Source organism: Klenkia brasiliensis, from assembly GCF_900100695.1.
Taxonomy (GTDB): domain Bacteria; phylum Actinomycetota; class Actinomycetes; order Mycobacteriales; family Geodermatophilaceae; genus Klenkia; species Klenkia brasiliensis.
This window is the reverse complement of sequence record NZ_FNCF01000004.1, coordinates 63281-80425: the sequence shown is the minus strand read 5'-3', so window position 1 is coordinate 80425 and position 17145 is coordinate 63281. Positions and strand designations below refer to the sequence as shown.

Sequence of the window (17145 nt, the reverse complement as noted above, 5' to 3'; positions counted from 1 at the left end):
AGCGCGGCTCCGTCGCGACGCACCCGGGGAACCTGCACCACGGAACGTGCCCGATGCGCCACAGTGTGCCGGTGAGCCTCTCCGCCGCGCCCGGTTCGTCGGGCTCCCCCACCGGGCCGCGGGCGGTCGACACCCTGCTGGCCGACCGCGGACAGCTGTTCCGTGCGCTGTTCCTCTCCGCCCCGATCGGCAAGGCCGTCGTCGACGTCGACGGCCGGCTGCTGGTGGTCAACCCCGCGCTGTGCGCCCTCACCGGCCGCACCGCCGAGGACCTGATCGGCCGGCACCTGGACCTGCTGGCCCACCCCGACGACATCCCGCTCGAGGACCAGCCCGGCGTCGCCGTCCCCGGGGCGACCCCGCTGGACCCGCACTTGGAGGTGCTGGGCGAGCGGCGGCTGCAGCGGGCCGACGGCAGCACCATCTGGGTGCAGCAGGCCCGCGAGCTGGTGCACCGCACCAACGGCGACCCGCACTTCGTCGTCCTCTCCCTCGTCGACGTCACCGACCGGCGCCGCGCCGAGGAGGACCTGGTCCGCCGGGCGCTGACCGACCCGCTGACCGGGCTGCCCAACCGGCGCTCGCTCACCGACCGGCTGCAGCACGCGCTCAACCTCTCCCGCCGCCGCGGCGGCCCGGTCGGGCTGGTCTACCTGGACCTGGACCGCTTCAAGGCGGTCAACGACTCCCTGGGCCACGAGGCCGGCGACCAGCTGCTGTGCCAGGTCGCCGACCGGCTGCGCTGGTCCACCCGGGTCGAGGACACCGCCGTCCGGCTGGGCGCCGACGAGTTCCTGGTGCTCGCCGAGGAGGTCGACGACATCGAGGGCCTGCGCACGCTCGCCGAGCGGCTGATGCGCGTGCTCGACGACCCCTTCCACGTCAACGACCGCGAGATCGTGCTCTCGGCCAGCATGGGGCTGACGCTGGGCCTGGACGCCGCCCCCGACGCGCTGCTCAAGCAGGCGCACGGCGCGCTGACCCGGGCCAAGGCCGGCGGTGGCCGCGGCCGGGTCGAGGTGCACGACGAGGCCCTGGCCGACGGCGACGTCGACCAGCTGCAGCTGGAGAGCGACCTGCGGCACGCGGTGGACGCCGGCGAGCTGCGGCTGTTCTACCAACCCATCGTGGCGCTGTCGGACGAGACGCTGCTGGGCTACGAGGCGCTCATCCGCTGGCAGCACCCCACCCGCGGCCTGCTGCCGCCGGGTGCGTTCCTGGAGGCCGCGGAGAACAACAGGCTGACCTCCAAGCTCGGCGCATGGGTGCTGCGCCAGGCCTGCACCGACGCCGCCGGCTGGGACCCGGAGCTGCGGGTGCACGTGAACATCTCCGCCCGGCACCTGGCCGAGCCCGGGTTCTCCGAGCTGGTCGCCGACGCGCTGGAGGAGTCCGGGCTGGACAGCGGCCGGCTGGAGCTGGAGATCACCGAGTCCACCGCGCTGTTCGCCGCCGAGGCCACGCTGCGCTCGGTGTCGGAGGTGACCGCCAGCGGCGTCACCCTGGCCCTGGACGACTTCGGCACCGGCTACTCCGCGATCACCGCGCTGCACCGGCTGCCCATCCACACGGTCAAGATCGACCGCTCGTTCGTCGCCGACGTGGTCACCGAGCCCTCGACCGCGGCGCTGGTGCAGGGCCTCCTGCAGCTGGGCCAGGGCATGGGCCTGTCGGTCATCGCCGAGGGCATCGAGGACGAGGACCAGGCCACCTGGCTGCGCGAGCACGGCTGCACGATGGCCCAGGGCTACGCGTTCGGGCGGCCCGCTCCCCTGCCGGCCCGGCCCGAGGCCGCCTCCGTCTGAGGTCTCAGACGGGGGTCGGCACCGGGCGCTTGGCCGCCCGGCCGTCCCCCGACGACCGGCCGCGCAGCCGCCGGCCCACCCAGGGGACGACGAAGGACCGCACCCACGCCACCTCGCCGGCCACCCGTTCGCGGCGGGGCACGGGCGGGGCGGGGTCCAGCGGCACCGCCCACGCCGGGTCGACGGACAGGCCCAGGGTGGCCGCGGCGGCCAGCGCGGTGCGCCGGTGGCCCTCCGGTGCCAGGTGCAGCCGGTCGACGTCCCACATCCGGGCGTCCTGCACCCAGGCCGCGCCCCACTGGTCGAGCACGTGCGCGCCGTGCCGGGCCGCGATCGACCACAGGTGCGCGTTGTAGGTGGCCGACCGGCCGCGGGTGCGGGCGAGCAGCGGGGTGGCCCGGGGGTCGACCCCGGTGGCCAGCAGGACGTCGGCGCCGGCGGACCGCAGCGCGACGACGGCGTCCTCCATCACCGCGGCGAGCGCGTCGGGGTCGGCGCCGGGCCGCAGCAGGTCGTTGCCGCCGGCCACGACGCTGACCAGGTCCGGCGCCAGCGCGACGGCCGCGGGCAGCTGCTCGTCCACGACCTGGCCCAGCAGCCGGCCCCGGACGGCGAGGTTGGCGTACTCCACACCGCCCTGCGCGGCCGACAGCAGCGCGGCCAGCCGGTCGGCCCAGCCGACCGGGCCGCCGTCGGGTCCCGGGTCACCGACGCCCTCGGTGAAGGAGTCCCCGACCGCCACGAACCGCTGCCACGCCACCGGTGCATCCTCTCCCCTGCCCGACCCGGGATGATCGGCACCCATGCGCACCGACGTCGCCTGCACCCTGACCGTGTCCACCCCGGTGCCCGCCCGCGCCCTGCTGCAGGTCGCCGTCGCCGCGCCCGCCACCGAGGAGCTGACCATCGTCTCGGCGGGCACGCCGCGCACCCCGCTGGAGACCCAGGTGCACGGCGCCCGGGTGCACGAGGTGGACCTCGCCGCCGGCGAGACCACCATCGCCTACACCGCGTCGGTGCAGTCCGGGGGCGCCCCGCTCGAGGTCACCGCGGCCGACCGCGCCGAGTACGTGCGGCCCTCCCGGTACTGCCCGTCGGACCAGGTCGAGGGCTACGCCGCCCGCGAGTTCGACCAGGACGCCGACCGCACCCAGCTGGTGCGCACCGTCGCGCAGTGGGTGAGCGACCGGCTGGTCTACGTCTCCGGCGCCAGCCGCCCGGTCGACACCGCCATCGACACGCTGCTGGCCGGGTCCGGTGTCTGCCGGGACTACACCCACCTGACCGTCATGCTGCTGCGCGCCCTCGAGGTGCCCGCCCGGCTGGTCGCCGTGTACGCCCCGGGCCTGGCGCCGATGGACTTCCACGCGGTGGTCGAGGCCGACGTCGACGGGGTCTGGAAGACCGTCGACCCCACGCGGCTGGCCCCGACGTCGTCCCTGGTGCGGATCTGCCACGGCCGCGACGCCGCCGACACCGCGTTCCTGTCGCTGTTCGGCGGCCGGGCGACGCTGGGCCGGATGTCGGTCACCGCCACCCTGGACGGCGACCTCCCGGCCCCGTCCGAGGAGCCGTTCGCGCTGCCCTGAGCTACTGGTCCCGGAGGGTCTCCAGCAGGCGCAGCCAGACCTCGTTCATCGTCGGGTAGGCCGGGACGGCGTGCCAGAGCCGGCTGATCGGCACCTCGCCGACGACGGCGATGGTGGCCGCCTGCAGCATCTCCGAGACCCCGGGCCCGACGAAGGTGACGCCGAGCAGCACGTCGCGCCCGGTGTCGACGACGGCGACGGCCGTGCCGGTGTAGCCGTCGGCGAACAGCGCCGACCCGGCCACGCTCCCCAGCTCGTACCGGACGACGGTGTGCGGCAGGCCCCGCTCCTCCGCCTGCGCCGCGGTGATGCCGACCGAGGCGACCTGCGGGATGGAGAAGGTGACCTGCGGGGTGGCCGCGGTGTCGGCGGTGGCCACGAACGGCGACCAGTCGGCCAGCGAGACCTGGTCACCCTTGGCCCGGGCCACGATCGCCGCGCCGCCCTGCCGGGCCTGGTACTTGCCCATGTGGGTGAGCAGCCTGCGGCCGTTGACGTCGCCGATGCCGTAGAGCCAGTCGACCCCGCGCACCCGCAGCGAGTCGTCGACGTCGAGGTACTCCCCCGCGGTCAGCCCGACGGTCTCCACACCGATGCCCTCGGTGCGCGCCCTCCGGCCGGCGGCGACGAGGAACCGGTCGCCGCGGACCTCGCCGGCACCGGTGACCACGACGACGTCGGCGCCGTCCTGGCGCACCGCCGAGACCGAGGTGCCCAACCGGACGTCGACCCCGCGCCCGCGCAGCGACTCGGCCACCAGGTCACCGGCCTCGGGCTCCTGCCCGGCCAGCAGCCGGTCGCCGCGCTGCAGCAGGGTGACCTGCGAGCCCAGCGCCGACCACGCGGTGGCCATCTCCACGCCGACCACGCCGCCGCCCAGGATGACCAGCCGACCGGGTGCCTCCTGCGCGCTGGTGGCCTCGCGGGCGGTCCACACGTCGACGGAGTCGATGCCCTCCAGGGGCGGGACGGCGGCCGCCGAGCCGGTGCACACCGCCACCGCGTGGGTGGCCAGCAGCACCGTCTCGGTCCCGTCGGACGCGCGGACGACGACCCGCTTCTCCCCGTCCAGGCGGCCCTCGCCGCGGACCAGGGTGATGCCGGCCCCGTCGACCCACTGCGCCTGGCCGGAGTCGTCCCAGTTGCTGGTGAAGGAGTTGCGCCGGTCCAGGGTGGCCCGGACGTCCTGCTCGCCGGTGACCGCCGCGGCGGCACCGGAGACGGCGCGGGCCTCCTCGAGGACCTCGGTGCCGCGCAGCAGCGCCTTGCTCGGCATGCAGGCCCAGTACGAGCACTCGCCGCCGACCAGCTCGCTCTCCACGAGCGCGGCGGTCAGGCCGCCCCGCACCACGATGTCGGCCACGTTCTCGCCGGTCGAGCCGGCCCCGATCACGATCACGTCGAAGGTCTGCTCGGTGCTCACCTGTGCCAGTCTCGGGGTGTGGTCGACTGGCCGCATGCCGGTCGAGTCCGCCTCCTGGGGTTTCGCCTCCGCCCTGCGCCAGTACGCGGCCGGGGTCGCGCTGCTGTGCGTGCGCGACGACATCGACGACGTCGGGACGACGGTCACCTCGGTCATGAGCGTGTCGACCGAGCCGCCGCTGGTGGCCCTGTCCCTGACCACCGACGGCTACCCGCTGGAGGTGCTGGAGTCCGTCGGCTCGGCCGCGCTGACGTTCCTGGCCGCCGAGCACGAGATCGTGGCCAGCCGGTTCGCCTCGGCGGGCCGGCCCAGCGCGCGGCACCTGCTGGAGACGGTGCCCTGGCGGCGGGCCGAGCACAGCGGCGGGATCGTGCTGGAGCGCGGGGTGGCGGCCCTGGACTGCCGGGTCGACCGGCTCGTGGCCGCCGGCGACCACACCGTGGTGCTGCTGGAGGTGCTCGCCGTCCCGGTGCTCGAGGAGACCCGCGAGCCCCTGCTGCGGCTGCGCGGCCGCTGGACCGACGGCACCGGCCGCGCGTTCCGTCGTACCTGAGGAGTTCACTGGTGGTCGATGACCGCCGCACCGTTCTCCGAGTCCGCCGTCCGCCGGGCCCTGGTCCGCGCCGAGCGCGGCAGCACCCTCGACGCGGTCGAGGCCGAGGTGCTGCTGTCCGCCCGCGGCCTGGCCGAGGGCGAACCGCTGGACCGCCTGCTCACCGCCGCCAACCGGGTCCGCGACGCCGGCCTGGCCTCGGCCGGTCGCCCGGGCACGGTCACCTACAGCCGCAAGGTGTTCATCCCGCTCACCCACCTGTGCCGGGACCGCTGCCACTACTGCACGTTCGTCACCACCCCCGGGCAGCTGCGGGCCGAGGGCAAGGCGCCGTTCCTGTCCCCCGACGAGGTGCTGCAGATCGCCCGCGACGGCGCCGCGCTGGGCTGCAAGGAGGCGCTGTTCACCCTCGGTGACCGCCCCGAGGACCGCTGGCCGGTCGCCGCGGAGTGGCTGGAGGCGCACGGCTACGAGTCCACGCTGGGCTACCTGCGGGCGATGGCCATCCGGGTGCTCGAGGAGACCGGGCTGCTCCCCCACCTCAACCCCGGGGTGCTGTCGTGGGAGGAGATCCAGCGCCTCAAGCCGGTGTCGGCGTCGATGGGCATGATGCTGGAGACCACCGCGACCCGGCTGTTCAGCGAGCCCGGCGGCCCCCACTTCGGCTCCCCGGACAAGGACCCCGCCGTCCGCCTGCGGGTCCTCGAGGACGCCGGCCGCTCCGCCGTCCCCTTCACCACCGGCGTCCTGCTGGGCATCGGCGAGACCCCCGCGGAGCGGGTGGACGCCGTGCTGCGCATCCGGGAGTCCGCGCAGCGGCACGGGCACGTGCAGGAGGTGATCGTGCAGAACTTCCGGGCCAAGCGGCGGACGGCGATGGCCGCCACCGAGGACCTGGGGCTGCAGACCTACCTGGCCGCGGTGGCCGTCACCCGGCTGCTGCTCGGGCCGAGGCACCGGGTGCAGGCGCCGCCGAACCTCACCGACCGGGCCGAGCTGGGGCTGCTGCTGCGGGCCGGCGTCGACGACTGGGGCGGGGTCTCCCCGCTGACCCCCGACCACGTCAACCCCGAGCGGCCGTGGCCGCACATCGACACCCTGGCCGCGCTCACCGGCGAGGCCGGGTTCACCCTCCGCGAGCGGCTGGCCGCCCAGCCGGGCTACGTCACCGCGCCCGAACCGTGGCTGGACCCCCGCGTCCGCCCGCACGTGGCCGCCCTGGCCGGGCCCGACGGGCTGGCCGTCGAGGGCCGCCACCCCGAGGGCCGGCCGTGGCAGGAGCCCGACGAGACCTGGGGGTCCTCGGGCCGGGTCGACCTGCACACCGAGATCGACACGACCGGCCGCAGCACCGACCGGCGCGGCGACTTCGACGCCGTCTACGGCGACTGGGCCGAGCTGCGCGACCGCACCGCCTCCGCCCGGTCCGGGGCCTCGACCGCGTTGCCCACCGGCGACCCCGAGGTGCACGCCGCCCTCGCCCGCGCCGAGGCCGACCCCGCCGGGCTCACCGACGCGCAGTACCTCGCCCTGCTCGGCGCCGACGGCCCCGACCTCGACGCGCTGGCCGCGCTCGCCGACGCCGTGCGGCGCGACGTCGTGGGCGAGGACGTCACGTACGTGGTGAACCGGAACATCAACTTCACCAACGTCTGCTACACCGGCTGCCGGTTCTGCGCCTTCGCCCAGCGGCGCACCGACGCCGACGCCTACACCCTGTCCCTGGACCAGGTCGGTGACCGGGTCGACGAGGCCTGGGCCGGCGGGGCCACCGAGATCTGCATGCAGGGCGGCATCCACCCCGACCTGCCCGGCACCGCCTACCTCGACCTGGCCCGGGAGGTGAAGCGCCGGCAGCCCGGCATCCACCTGCACGCGTACTCGCCGATGGAGATCGTCAACGGCGCGGCCCGCACCGGGCTGTCGTTCCGGGAGTTCCTGCTGGCGGCCAAGGAGGCGGGGCTGGACTCCATCCCCGGCACCGCCGCCGAGATCCTCGACGACGACGTCCGGTGGGTGCTCACCAAGGGCAAGCTGCCGACCGCGACCTGGCTGGAGATCGTGCAGACCGCGCACGAGGTCGGCATCCCCTCGACCTCGACGATGATGTACGGCCACGTCGACGCCCCGCACCACTGGGTCGGCCACCTGCGCACGCTGGCCGCGCTGCAGGACCGCACCGGTGGGTTCCGCGAGTTCGTGCTGCTGCCCTTCGTGCACCACAACTCCCCGGTCTACCTCGCCGGCGTGGCCCGCCCCGGGCCGACGATGCGGGAGAACCGGGCGGTGCACGCCGTCGCCCGCCTGCTGCTGCACGGCCGCATCCCCCACATCCAGACCTCGTGGGTCAAGCTCGGCGACGCCGGCACCCAGGTGGTCCTGCAGGGCGGGGCGGACGACCTCGGCGGCACGCTGATGGAGGAGACCATCAGCCGGATGGCCGGCAGCGAGAACGGGTCGCTCAAGACCATCGCCGAGCTGGAGGCCATGGCCGCCGCCATCGGCCGCCCGGCCCGCCAGCGGACCACCGACTACGGGACGCCGAGCGCGGAACGGCTGGCCACCGCCCGCTCCGACGCCGGCCGCCGCGCCCTCACCCTGCAGATCACCCCGGTCTGACCCCGCCGGTCACCCGCGGTGACCGCGACGGGGCGGCGGTCCCCCGTCCCGGTGGACCTCGCCCCGAACCCACCCCTTCGGGTCGTGGAGCGCCCCGCGCTGCTTGACCCTCATCACTGGCAGTAACAGGGTCATCACGAAGGGCTCGGGCCAATGGCGACCTGGGTACGCCGCTCCGGCGCCCACCTTCTCCCGCTCCCGTCGCCAGGAGAACCACCGTGAGGCCACCCGCCCCGCCCCCGCCACGCCGCCGCCGGGCACTGCTCGTCGGAGCCGTGCTGATCGGCACCGCCACCCTCAGCGCCTGCCAGCTGCCCGACGTGAGCATGAGCCCGTCGGCCGCCGAGGTCGCCGTCACCAGCGCGCCCGCGGCCACCTCGAGCTCCCCCGCCGACCGGCGCAGCGGCACCGGCACCACCGACGAGGCCGTCGTGACGAGCCCGGCGACGACCGAGGCGGTCGCCGCGCCCACCCGTCCGGCCGGGGAGCTGGACACCGGGTCGGCCACCCACGTCGTCACCGCCGGTGACCGGCAGGTCGTCGTCGACTGGTGGACCACCCAGCAGGCCACCGCGTGGACCGCCGACGTCGAGAAGTCCGTGCAGCTCGCCGCCCACCTGGAGGGCGGCGACCCCGACCTCGAGGTGCTCATCACCCGCTTCTCCGCCGTCCTCGACGACGGCACGACCCGGACGTCGCTGGTGGACGACCGGGGCGAGTTCGCCTTCCAGCCGCCCTACCCCTACGGCACGGCGCTGACCGTGCCGGCCTCGCCCGCCGGCACCGCGTCGGTCTCCCTCGACGTGCAGTTCGACCTGCTCGTGGAGACCGAGCCCGGCTCGCAGCGCTACTTCCGCCAGACCGTCCTGGACACCCTCGTCCTCCCCTTCGCCGCCCCCGCCGGCGCCACCCCCAGCCAGGAGACCCGATGACCGACCTCGCCGTGCAGGGACTGCGCCGGGCGACCGACCGCGTCACCCTGCTCGCCCGCAGCGGGGGCGACGTCCCCGACGTCAGCACCCTGGTGCCCGAGCAGTTCAGCGACCGGCGCTCCAGCAGCAGCCGGCGGCACGCCACCATCGCGTGCGTCATCCCCGCCTACAACGAGGAGAGCACGATCCGCGCCGTGCTCACCTCGATCCTGGCCCAGACCCGGCCGCCGGACACCGTGCACGTGGTCATCAACAACACCGACGACGACACCGGGGAGATCGCCGGGGAGTTCGTCGGCGAGCACGAGCGGACCGTCAAGGGCCAGAAGTACTCGACCGTCGTGCACGTGCACGACATCGGGGTGAACCCGGACAAGAAGGTCGGTGCGCTCAACTACGGCTACTACGTCAGCCGGGGCCACGACTACATCCTCGGCGTCGACGGCGACACCACCCTCGACCGTTTCTGCGTCGAGTGGATGGAGAAGGAGATGGTCACCGACCCGCGCATCGGCGGGCTGTCGGCCATCTACTCCTTCGACAAGTCGGCGGTGAAGGGGCCGATGGCCAAGTTCCTCGTGGCCGGCCAGCGCGCCCAGTTCGCCGGGTTCAACATGGACAACCTGGTCCGCGGCCGGAACATGGCCGTGCTGGGCGGTCAGTGCTCGCTGTTCAGCGTGCGGGCGCTGGAGCAGGTCATGTACCTCAACCACCAGGCCGCGCCGTGGGTGCGCGACAGCGAGGTCGAGGACTCCAAGCTGTCGCTGCAGATCAAGGACGCCGGGTACAGCACCAAGATCAGCGCCCGGTCGCGGGCCGACGTGGGCCCGATGACCACGCTGCGCTCCCTGCACGGGCAGCAGGTCAAGTGGAACTACGGCGGCATCGACCTGCTGTGGCCCGGTCAGCGCGGGGACACCAAGGGGCAGCCGCTGCACCCCAACCTGCGGCTGCGCTGGTACGAGAACATCGCGATGGTGTTCAACATCGTCAGCCGCATGGCGTTCCTGCTGCTGCTGGCCGCCGCGCTGTCCATCGACGCGTTCGTGTTCAACCCCGTGTGGCTCATCCCGCCGGCCGTCGCGATGCTGCTGAACCTGCGCATCGCGGCCTCGATGCACGACAAGAGCGCCTCGGACATCTTCTACGCGCTGCTCGTGGTGCCCGCCGAGCTGTACATGTGGCTGCGCATGGGCCACTTCGTCACGGCGTGGGCGCAGTTCTTCGCCCGCTCCGACAAGGACAACTGGGCCGCGCAGGCCGCCGCCGAGCGCGGCCGGGGCTCGGCCTACGTCATGCCGCTGGTGTGCGCGGTGGCCACCTTCGCGGTGCTGATCTTCGCCTGGACGCAGCAGAGCCCGCAGATCCAGTCGGCGATCCTGTCCATCGGCTGGCCGGTCCTGTACCTGCTGACCGTGCTGCAGACGCTGTTCATGATCAAGAAGCTGGTCCGCCGCCAGCGCGGCTTCACGGTCTGACGCACCGGTCACCGGCCCGCCCCTACGGTGGGCCGGTGACCACCGACCTGGAGCAGCTGGCCGACCGCTTCGTCGACGAGTACGCCGCCGCCGTCCCCACGGTGGCGACCTACATCGGCGTCCGGGGCCACGACCACCGCTGGCCCGACCACTCCCCCGCCGGGCACGCCGCGGTGGCCGACCTGCTGCGCCGCACCGCGGCCGCCGTCGAGGCGGTGCAGCCGGTCGACCACCGCGAGGAGGTCGCCCGCGCCGCGATGGTGGAGCGGCTGTCCGCGGAGCTGGCCCGGTACGAGTCCGGGTGGGCCGGTTCCGACCTGAACAGCATCGAGTGCCCGCTGCAGAAGTTCCGCGAGACCTTCGACGGGATGGCGGTCGACACCGTCGAGGACTGGACGACGATCGCCGCGCGGCTGGAGGCCCTGCCCGCGGCGGTGGACGCCTACCTGACCGGGCTGGACGCCGCGGCGGACGCCGGGAAGGTCAGCGCCGCCCGGCAGGTCCGGCTGGCCGCGGCGGTGGCCCGCCGGTGGGCCGGCACGCCGCACGTCCCGGGCTTCTTCACCACCTTCGTCGCCGCCGCCCCCGCCGAGCTGGCCGACCGGCTGCGGCCGGCCGCGGACGGCGCGCACGACGCGTTCCTGCACTTCGCCGACCACGTCGAGCGGTCGCTGCTGCCGCGGGCACCCGAGGCCGACGGCGTGGGCCGCGATCGGTACGCCCTGGAGTCCCGCTTCTTCACCGGCGCGGACCTCGACCTCGAGGAGACCTACGCCTGGGGCTGGGCCGAGCTCGCCCGCGTCGTCGCCGAGAAGGCCGCCGTCGCCGAGACCATCGCGCCCGGGCAGGGCGTGGCCGGGGCGATGGCGGTGCTGGACGCCGACCCCGCCCGCCAGGTGCGCGGCCGGGACGCGCTGCAGCGGTGGCTGCAGGACACCGCCGACCGGGCGGTCGCCGCGCTGGACGGCGTGCACTTCGACATCCCCGCGCCGGTGCGCCGCATCGAGGGACGGCTGACGCCCACCTCCGGCGCCGGGGTCTACTACTCCGGCCCGACCGAGGACTTCAGCCGGCCGGGCCGGATGTGGTGGTCGCTGCCCGACGGCGTGGACGACATGACGACCTGGCGGGAGACCACGACGGTCTTCCACGAGGGCGTGCCCGGCCACCACCTGCAGATCGGCACCACCGTGCACAACGCGGCGACGCTGAACCGGTGGCAGCGGCTGCTGGACGACTGCTCGGCGCACGCCGAGGGCTGGGCGCTGTACTCCGAGCGGCTGATGGGCGAGCTGGGCTTCCTCGACGACGCCGGCGACCGGCTGGGCATGCTCGACGCCCAGGAGCTGCGCGCCGCCCGCGTGGTCCTCGACATCGGCGTGCACCTGGACCTGCCCATCCCGCCCGGCCACGGCGTCGACGCCGACCGGTGGAGCTACGACGTGGCGCTGCAGTTCCTCCGCGACCACGTGTCGATGGAGGACCGGATGCTGGTCGACGAGCTGCACCGCTACCTGGGGTGGCCCGGGCAGGCGCCGGTCTACAAGGTCGGCGAACGGGTGTTCCTCGCCGGCCGGGAGGCGGCCCGGGCCCGGCACGGCGACGCCTTCGACCTCAAGGCCTGGCACCGCGCCGTCCTCGACCTCGGCCCGCTCGGCCTGGGCCCCCTGGCCGAGGAGCTCGACCGCCTCTGACGCCGCCGGGGTGCGCGGTGGGGTGCGACCGGGTAGGCAGACCCCGTGCGCGCGATCACCTACCGCGAGTCCGGCGGTCCCGAGGTCCTGCAGCTGTCCGACCAGCCGGTCCCCGAGCCCGGCCCCGGCGAGGTCCGGGTCGCGCTCGCCGTCTCGGGGGTGAACCCGACCGACTGGAAGCGCCGCAGCACCGCCGCCCCCGGCGCCGACGCGCAGACGCCGAACCAGGACGGCGCCGGCACCGTCGAGGCGGTCGGCGAGGGCGTCGACCCGGCGCGGGTCGGCGAGCGGGTGTGGGTGTGGGAGGCGGCCTGGGAACGCCGCTTCGGCACCGCGGCCGAGCACACCGTCGTCCGGGCCGAGCAGGCCGTGCCGCTGGGCGACCACCCGTTCGAGCTCGGCGCTGCGCTGGGCATCCCGTTCATGACCGCGCACCGCTGCCTCACCATCGCCGAGCACCTGCCGCGGCGGCTGGAGCCCGGCTCGCTGACCGGCGCCACCGTGCTGGTGCAGGGCGGCGCGGGCGCGGTCGGCAACGCCGCGGTCCAGCTCGCCCGCTGGGCCGGCGCCACGGTCATCACCACCGTCAGCTCGCCGGAGAAGGCGGCGCTGGCCCGCGCCGCCGGCGCGCAGCACGTCGTGGACTACACGACCGAGGACGTCGCCGCACGGGTCCGCGAGATCGCCCCGGACGGCGTGCAGGCGGTGGTCGAGGTGTCCATCCGGGCCAACGCCGAGGTGGACACCAAGGTCGTCGCGCAGCACGCCTCGATCGCGATCTACGCCGACGACGGCGGCCCGGAGTTCAGCGCGCCCACGCGGGCCTTCATGGCGCTGAACGCCCGGTTCCAGTTCGTGCTGGTCTACACCGCGCCGGCCGAGGCCAAGGCGCAGGCGGTCGCCGACATCACCGCCGCGCTCGCGGCCGGTGCGATCCGGGTCGGCGAGGACGCCGGGCTGCCGCTGCACACCTACCCGCTGGCCGAGACCGCGGCCGCGCACCAGGCCGTGCAGGACGGCGCCGTCGGCAAGGTGCTGATCGACGTCACCGCCTAGGGCCAGGTCCGCCGCGGGGGCGCGGGGCAGGCGTCCCCGCGGCGGGTCCTCTCAGGCGCCGACGCCCAGGGAGCGGGCGATCAGCATGCGCTGCACCTCGCTGGTGCCCTCGCCGATCTCCAGGATCTTGGCGTCGCGGTAGAACCGGGCCACCGGGAACTCGTTCATGAACCCGTACCCGCCGTGCACCTGGGTGGCGTAGCGGGCGTTCTCCATCGCCATCTCCGAGCTGTACAGCTTGGCGATCGCGGCCTCGCGCTTGAACGGCTCGCCGCGCAGCATCCTCTCCGCCGCCCGGTAGTAGGCCAGCCGCGCGGTCGAGGCCCGCACCTCCATGTCCGCGATCATGAACTGGATGGCCTGGTTGCGGCCGATCGGTGACCCGAAGGCCTCCCGCTCGGCGGCGTACTTCACGCTCTCGTCCACGCAGCCCTGCGCCAGCCCGACGGCGAGGGCGGCGATGGCGATGCGGCCCTCGTCGAGGATCGACAGGAACTGCGCGTAGCCGCGGCCCCGATCCCCCACCAGGTTCTCCGCGGGCACGCGGACGTCGGTGAAGGAGAGCTCGCGGGTGTCCGAGGCGTTCCAGCCGACCTTGGAGTAGCGCTGGCCGACGACGAACCCCGGCGTCCCCGACGGCACGATGATCGCCGAGATCTCCTTGCCGCCGTCGGGCCGGGTGCCGGTGACCGCGGTGACGGTCACCAGCTCGGTGAGGTCGGTGCCGGAGTTGGTGATGAACGCCTTGGAGCCGTTGACCACCCACTGGCCGTCCTCCAGCCGGGCCGTCGTCCGGGTGGACCCGGCGTCGGAGCCGCCGCCGGCCTCGGTCAGCCCGAACGCGCCCAGGGCCTCCCCGGCGCACAGCCGGGGCAGCCACTCCTTCTTCTGCGCGGGCGTGCCGAACCGGAAGATCGGCATGGCGCCCAGCGACACCCCGGCCTCGAGGGTGATGGCGATCGAGGAGTCGACCCGGGCGAGCTCCTCCAGCGCGACGCAGAGGGTGAAGTAGTCCCCACCCGAGCCGCCGTACTCCTCCGGGATGGGCAGGCCGAACAGCCCGAGCTCACCCATCTGGCGCACGATGGCCGTCGGGAACTCGTCGGCCTCGTAGAACGCCCCGATCTGCGGGCGCACGACCTCGTTGGCGAACTCGCGGACCATGGTCCGCAGCGCCTCGGTCTCGGTGTCCAGCCGGTAGTCCAGCACCATCGCTCAGTCCCCCTCGGTCGCCCGTGGGGTCACCACGGCCACCTGCTCGTCCAGCCGGACCTGGTGGCCGGCGGTCACGGGGAGCTCGGTGACGACGCCGTCGACCGGCGCGGTCAGCACGTGCTCCATCTTCATCGCCTCGACGACCAGCAGCGGGGTCCCCGCCACCACCTCGTCGCCGACCGCGGCGCGCACGAGCGTCACCGTCCCCGGCATGGGGGCGGTCACCACCCCGTCGCCCGCCGCGGCCGCTCCCGCACCCGTCGTCCGCTCGACCAGCCGGAACGCCGCCGCGAAGCCCTCGATCCCCAGGTGCACCGTCGACCCGTCGCGGGCCGCGGCGTACCAGGTGGTCACGTCGTCCAGCGCCACCGCGAGCCGGTCGCCGTCCCGCCAGGCGCGTGCCCGCTGCGGGGCGCCCTCCCCCACCCGGACCTCCCCGTCGGCGGCGCGGCCCCGCGTGCGCACCGGCACCGGCTCACCCCCGGGCACGACGAACGTGCGGGTGGTCCAGGCGTGCTCGCCGACCCGCCAGCCGCCGGGCACCGACCACGGGTCCACGACCGCGCCGGTGGGCTCGTCGTCGAGCAGCAGCGCCAGCGCCGCGGCGGCGTAGGCCCCGGGCGGCGGGTCCTCGGCCCGCGTCAGCTGCTCGCCACGCCGCTCGATCAGCCCGGTGTCCAGGTCGCCGGCGACGACGGCGGGGTCGGCGAGCAGCGCGCGCAGGAACGGCACGTTGGTCGTGACGCCGAGGACGGCGGTGCGGCCCAGCGCCGCGACCAGCCGGCCGCGCGCGGTCTCCCGGGTGGGCCCCCAGGCGATCACCTTGGCCAGCATCGGGTCGTAGTCGGAGCCGACGACACCGCCCTCGACCAGCGAGCTGTCCACCCGCACGCCCTCGCCCGAGGCCTCGGTCAGCGCCACCACCCGGCCGGCCTGCGGCAGGAACCCCCGGGCGGGGTCCTCGGCGTACACCCGCGCCTCGATGGCGTGCCCGTCCAGGGAGACGTCGGCCTGCTCGAAGGGCAACTGCTCCCCCGCGGCGACCCGCACCTGCAGCTCGACCAGGTCCAGCCCGGTGACGGCCTCGGTGACCGGGTGCTCGACCTGCAGCCGGGTGTTCATCTCCAGGAAGTAGAAGTCGCGCGGGTTGTCCGCGTCGACGATGAACTCCACCGTGCCGGCGCCGGTGTAGCCCACCGCGGCCGCGGCGTCGACCGCGGCCTGGCCCATGGTGGCCCGCATCCGCGCCGACAGCAGCGGCGAGGGTGCCTCCTCCACGACCTTCTGGTGCCGGCGCTGCAGGGAGCACTCCCGCTCGCCGAGGTGCACGACGGTGCCGTGGGTGTCGGCCATGACCTGCACCTCGATGTGCCGGCTGTTGCCCACGTAGCGCTCGACCAGCAGGGTGTCGTCGCCGAAGGACGAGCGGGCCTCCCGCCGGGCGCCGGCGATCTGCTCGGCCAGCTCGGACTCCTCGCGCACCACCCGCATGCCCTTGCCGCCGCCCCCGGCCGAGGGCTTGAGCAGCACCGGGAACCCCGCGGCGACGGCGGCCGCGGCGACCGCGGCGTCGTCCATGCCCGGCTCGGAGGACCCGGGGACGACGGGGACGCCGGCCGCGGCGACGGTGGCCTTGGCCCGGATCTTGTCGCCCATCGCCTCGATGGCGGCGACCGGCGGGCCGATGAAGGCGATGCCCGCGGCCTCCAGGGCCCGGGCGAACTCGACGTTCTCGGACAGGAAGCCGTAGCCGGGGTGCACGGCCTCGGCGCCGGTGGCCCGGCAGGCGGCCAGCACGCGCTCGACCGACAGGTAGCTCTGCGCCGCCGGGGCCGGCCCGATGGGGACGGCGAGGTCGGCGACCCGGGTGTGCAGCGCACCGGCGTCGGCGTCGCTGTGCACCGCAACCGAGCGGATGCCCATCGACCGCAGCGTGCGGATGACGCGGACCGCGATCTCGCCGCGGTTGGCGACCAGGACGGTGGTGAACATCAGCCCACCACCGCCGTGGGCTCAGTCCTTGCCGACCTTGACCAGCCGGCGCTTCTTGACGGTGTAGCCCGGCGGCAGCGTGCCCTCGGCGAGGGCGCGCAGCGGGCAGCGCCCGCAGCGCGGCTTGTCGACGCAGCACTTCTTCTTCGGCATGCGCTGCTTGGCCATGCGGTGAGGTTAGCCATACCTGCCTCGGGCGGGAAGGGACGGTCCCGGGGGGCCGGTACCGTGCGGTCGACGTCCAGCACCGACGAGGAGACCCCGTGGCCGCCGAAGCCTTCGTGAACCAGCTCAACGTGCAGATCGGCAACGAGTTCGCCGCGCACCAGCAGTACGTCGCCTGCGCCGTCTACTTCGACCAGCAGACGATGCAGCAGACCGCGCAGCTGTTCTTCGACCAGGCCGCCGAGGAGCGCAGCCACGCGATGATGATGGTGCGCTACCTGCTCGACGCCGACGCCGAGGTGCGCATCCCCGCCCTGCCGGCCCCGGTCTGCGACTTCGCCGACGTCGTCGCGCCGATCGCGCTGGCCCTCGAGCAGGAGAAGCGGGTCACCCAGCAGATCAACGAGCTCACCGCGATCGCGCGGCGGGAGAACGACTTCGCCTCCGACCAGTTCATGCAGTGGTTCATCAAGGAGCAGGTCGAGGAGGTCTCCACGATGAGCGACCTGCTGGCCGTCGCCAAGCGCAGCGCGCACGACGTGGAGCAGATCGAGGACTACGTGCAGCGCGAGCACGTCGCCGAGGGCGTCGACCCCACCGCGCCGCGGGTCGCCGGCGCCTGAG

Annotated in this window: 14 protein-coding genes; 9 read left to right on the top strand and 5 right to left on the bottom strand. The window is 74.5% G+C overall.

Annotated features, from left to right (window positions below):
• The first annotated feature begins 71 nt into the window (after positions 1-71).
• Entirely contained in the window at positions 72-1805 is a 1734-nt protein-coding gene (locus BLT39_RS12210) for a putative bifunctional diguanylate cyclase/phosphodiesterase (RefSeq protein ID WP_242658355.1), read from the top strand.
• 4 nt (positions 1806-1809) lie between these two features.
• Here BLT39_RS12210 and BLT39_RS12205 read toward each other — a convergent pair whose 3' ends face one another.
• Positions 1810-2565 (bottom strand): SGNH/GDSL hydrolase family protein, encoded by a 756-nt coding sequence (locus BLT39_RS12205; RefSeq protein ID WP_242658354.1) that lies wholly within the window; start codon positions 2563-2565, stop codon positions 1810-1812.
• 43 nt (positions 2566-2608) lie between these two features.
• Here BLT39_RS12205 and BLT39_RS12200 point away from each other — a divergent pair, with 43 nt between their 5' ends.
• Positions 2609-3394, top strand: a complete 786-nt coding sequence (locus BLT39_RS12200; protein ID WP_109502153.1) for a transglutaminase-like domain-containing protein — start codon at positions 2609-2611, stop codon at positions 3392-3394.
• A gap of 1 nt (position 3395) precedes the next feature.
• Here the strand turns inward: BLT39_RS12200 and BLT39_RS12195 are convergent, their stop codons facing one another.
• Positions 3396-4817 carry a dihydrolipoyl dehydrogenase family protein gene (locus BLT39_RS12195; RefSeq protein WP_242658353.1) on the bottom strand — a complete coding sequence of 474 codons (1422 nt, stop codon included), beginning with the start codon at positions 4815-4817 and terminating at the stop codon, positions 3396-3398.
• A gap of 34 nt (positions 4818-4851) precedes the next feature.
• On the opposite strand from BLT39_RS12195, the gene BLT39_RS12190 reads away from it, so the two are divergent.
• The 6 genes from BLT39_RS12190 to BLT39_RS12165 all read left to right on the top strand — a co-directional run bounded on the left by BLT39_RS12190 (position 4852) and on the right by BLT39_RS12165 (position 13149).
• Complete coding sequence (locus BLT39_RS12190) at positions 4852-5370, top strand: flavin reductase family protein (protein WP_091063358.1); 519 nt, start codon at positions 4852-4854, stop codon at positions 5368-5370.
• Positions 5371-5388: 18 nt separating this feature from the next.
• Positions 5389-7989, top strand: coding sequence for a bifunctional FO biosynthesis protein CofGH (locus BLT39_RS12185; RefSeq protein WP_091063355.1), 2601 nt, complete (start codon positions 5389-5391; stop codon positions 7987-7989).
• Positions 7990-8207: 218 nt separating this feature from the next.
• Positions 8208-8921, top strand: coding sequence for a hypothetical protein (locus BLT39_RS12180; protein WP_131801486.1), 714 nt, complete (start codon positions 8208-8210; stop codon positions 8919-8921).
• Positions 8918-10399, top strand: coding sequence for a glycosyltransferase family 2 protein (locus BLT39_RS12175; RefSeq protein ID WP_091063350.1), 1482 nt, complete (start codon positions 8918-8920; stop codon positions 10397-10399). Before BLT39_RS12180 ends, BLT39_RS12175 begins: the two co-directional genes overlap by 4 nt.
• Positions 10400-10434: 35 nt before the next feature.
• Positions 10435-12093 carry a DUF885 domain-containing protein gene (locus tag BLT39_RS12170; RefSeq protein WP_207507919.1) on the top strand — a complete coding sequence of 553 codons (1659 nt, stop codon included), beginning with the start codon at positions 10435-10437 and terminating at the stop codon, positions 12091-12093.
• Positions 12094-12138: 45 nt separating this feature from the next.
• On the top strand, positions 12139-13149 hold the full coding sequence (locus BLT39_RS12165; protein ID WP_091063348.1) for an NADPH:quinone reductase: 1011 nt from the start codon (positions 12139-12141) through the stop codon (positions 13147-13149).
• A gap of 51 nt (positions 13150-13200) precedes the next feature.
• Here the strand turns inward: BLT39_RS12165 and BLT39_RS12160 are convergent, their stop codons facing one another.
• The 3 genes from BLT39_RS12160 to BLT39_RS22470 are packed head-to-tail and all read right to left on the bottom strand — an operon-like array spanning position 13201 to position 16524.
• A complete protein-coding gene (locus BLT39_RS12160) occupies positions 13201-14361 on the bottom strand; it encodes an acyl-CoA dehydrogenase family protein (RefSeq protein ID WP_242658352.1) in 1161 nt (386 codons plus the stop codon).
• A 3-nt stretch (positions 14362-14364) separates the two neighbouring features.
• Complete coding sequence (locus tag BLT39_RS12155; protein ID WP_091063344.1) at positions 14365-16356, bottom strand: acetyl/propionyl/methylcrotonyl-CoA carboxylase subunit alpha; 1992 nt, start codon at positions 16354-16356, stop codon at positions 14365-14367.
• A 21-nt stretch (positions 16357-16377) separates the two neighbouring features.
• The gene (locus BLT39_RS22470; RefSeq protein ID WP_165640259.1) at positions 16378-16524 is read right to left on the bottom strand and encodes a hypothetical protein; all 147 of its coding nucleotides are present in this window, start codon (positions 16522-16524) and stop codon (positions 16378-16380) included.
• A gap of 95 nt (positions 16525-16619) precedes the next feature.
• On the opposite strand from BLT39_RS22470, the gene BLT39_RS12150 reads away from it, so the two are divergent.
• Positions 16620-17144, top strand: a complete 525-nt coding sequence (locus tag BLT39_RS12150) for a ferritin (protein WP_091063339.1) — start codon at positions 16620-16622, stop codon at positions 17142-17144.
• The last annotated feature ends 1 nt before the right edge of the window (position 17145 follow it).

What these genes read in the sequence shown, in the direction of transcription:
- BLT39_RS12200 (WP_109502153.1), top strand. Translation starts at nt 2,609, where the DNA reads ATGCGCACCGACGTCGCCTGCACCCTGACCGTGTCCACCCCGGTGCCC.
- BLT39_RS12190 (WP_091063358.1), top strand. Translation starts at nt 4,852, where the DNA reads ATGCCGGTCGAGTCCGCCTCCTGGGGTTTCGCCTCCGCCCTGCGCCAG.
- BLT39_RS12185 (WP_091063355.1), top strand. Translation starts at nt 5,389, where the DNA reads ATGACCGCCGCACCGTTCTCCGAGTCCGCCGTCCGCCGGGCCCTGGTC.
- BLT39_RS12175 (WP_091063350.1), top strand. Translation starts at nt 8,918, where the DNA reads ATGACCGACCTCGCCGTGCAGGGACTGCGCCGGGCGACCGACCGCGTC.
- BLT39_RS12160 (WP_242658352.1), bottom strand. Translation starts at nt 14,361, where the DNA reads ATGGTGCTGGACTACCGGCTGGACACCGAGACCGAGGCGCTGCGGACC.
- BLT39_RS12155 (WP_091063344.1), bottom strand. Translation starts at nt 16,356, where the DNA reads ATGTTCACCACCGTCCTGGTCGCCAACCGCGGCGAGATCGCGGTCCGC.
- BLT39_RS22470 (WP_165640259.1), bottom strand. Translation starts at nt 16,524, where the DNA reads ATGGCCAAGCAGCGCATGCCGAAGAAGAAGTGCTGCGTCGACAAGCCG.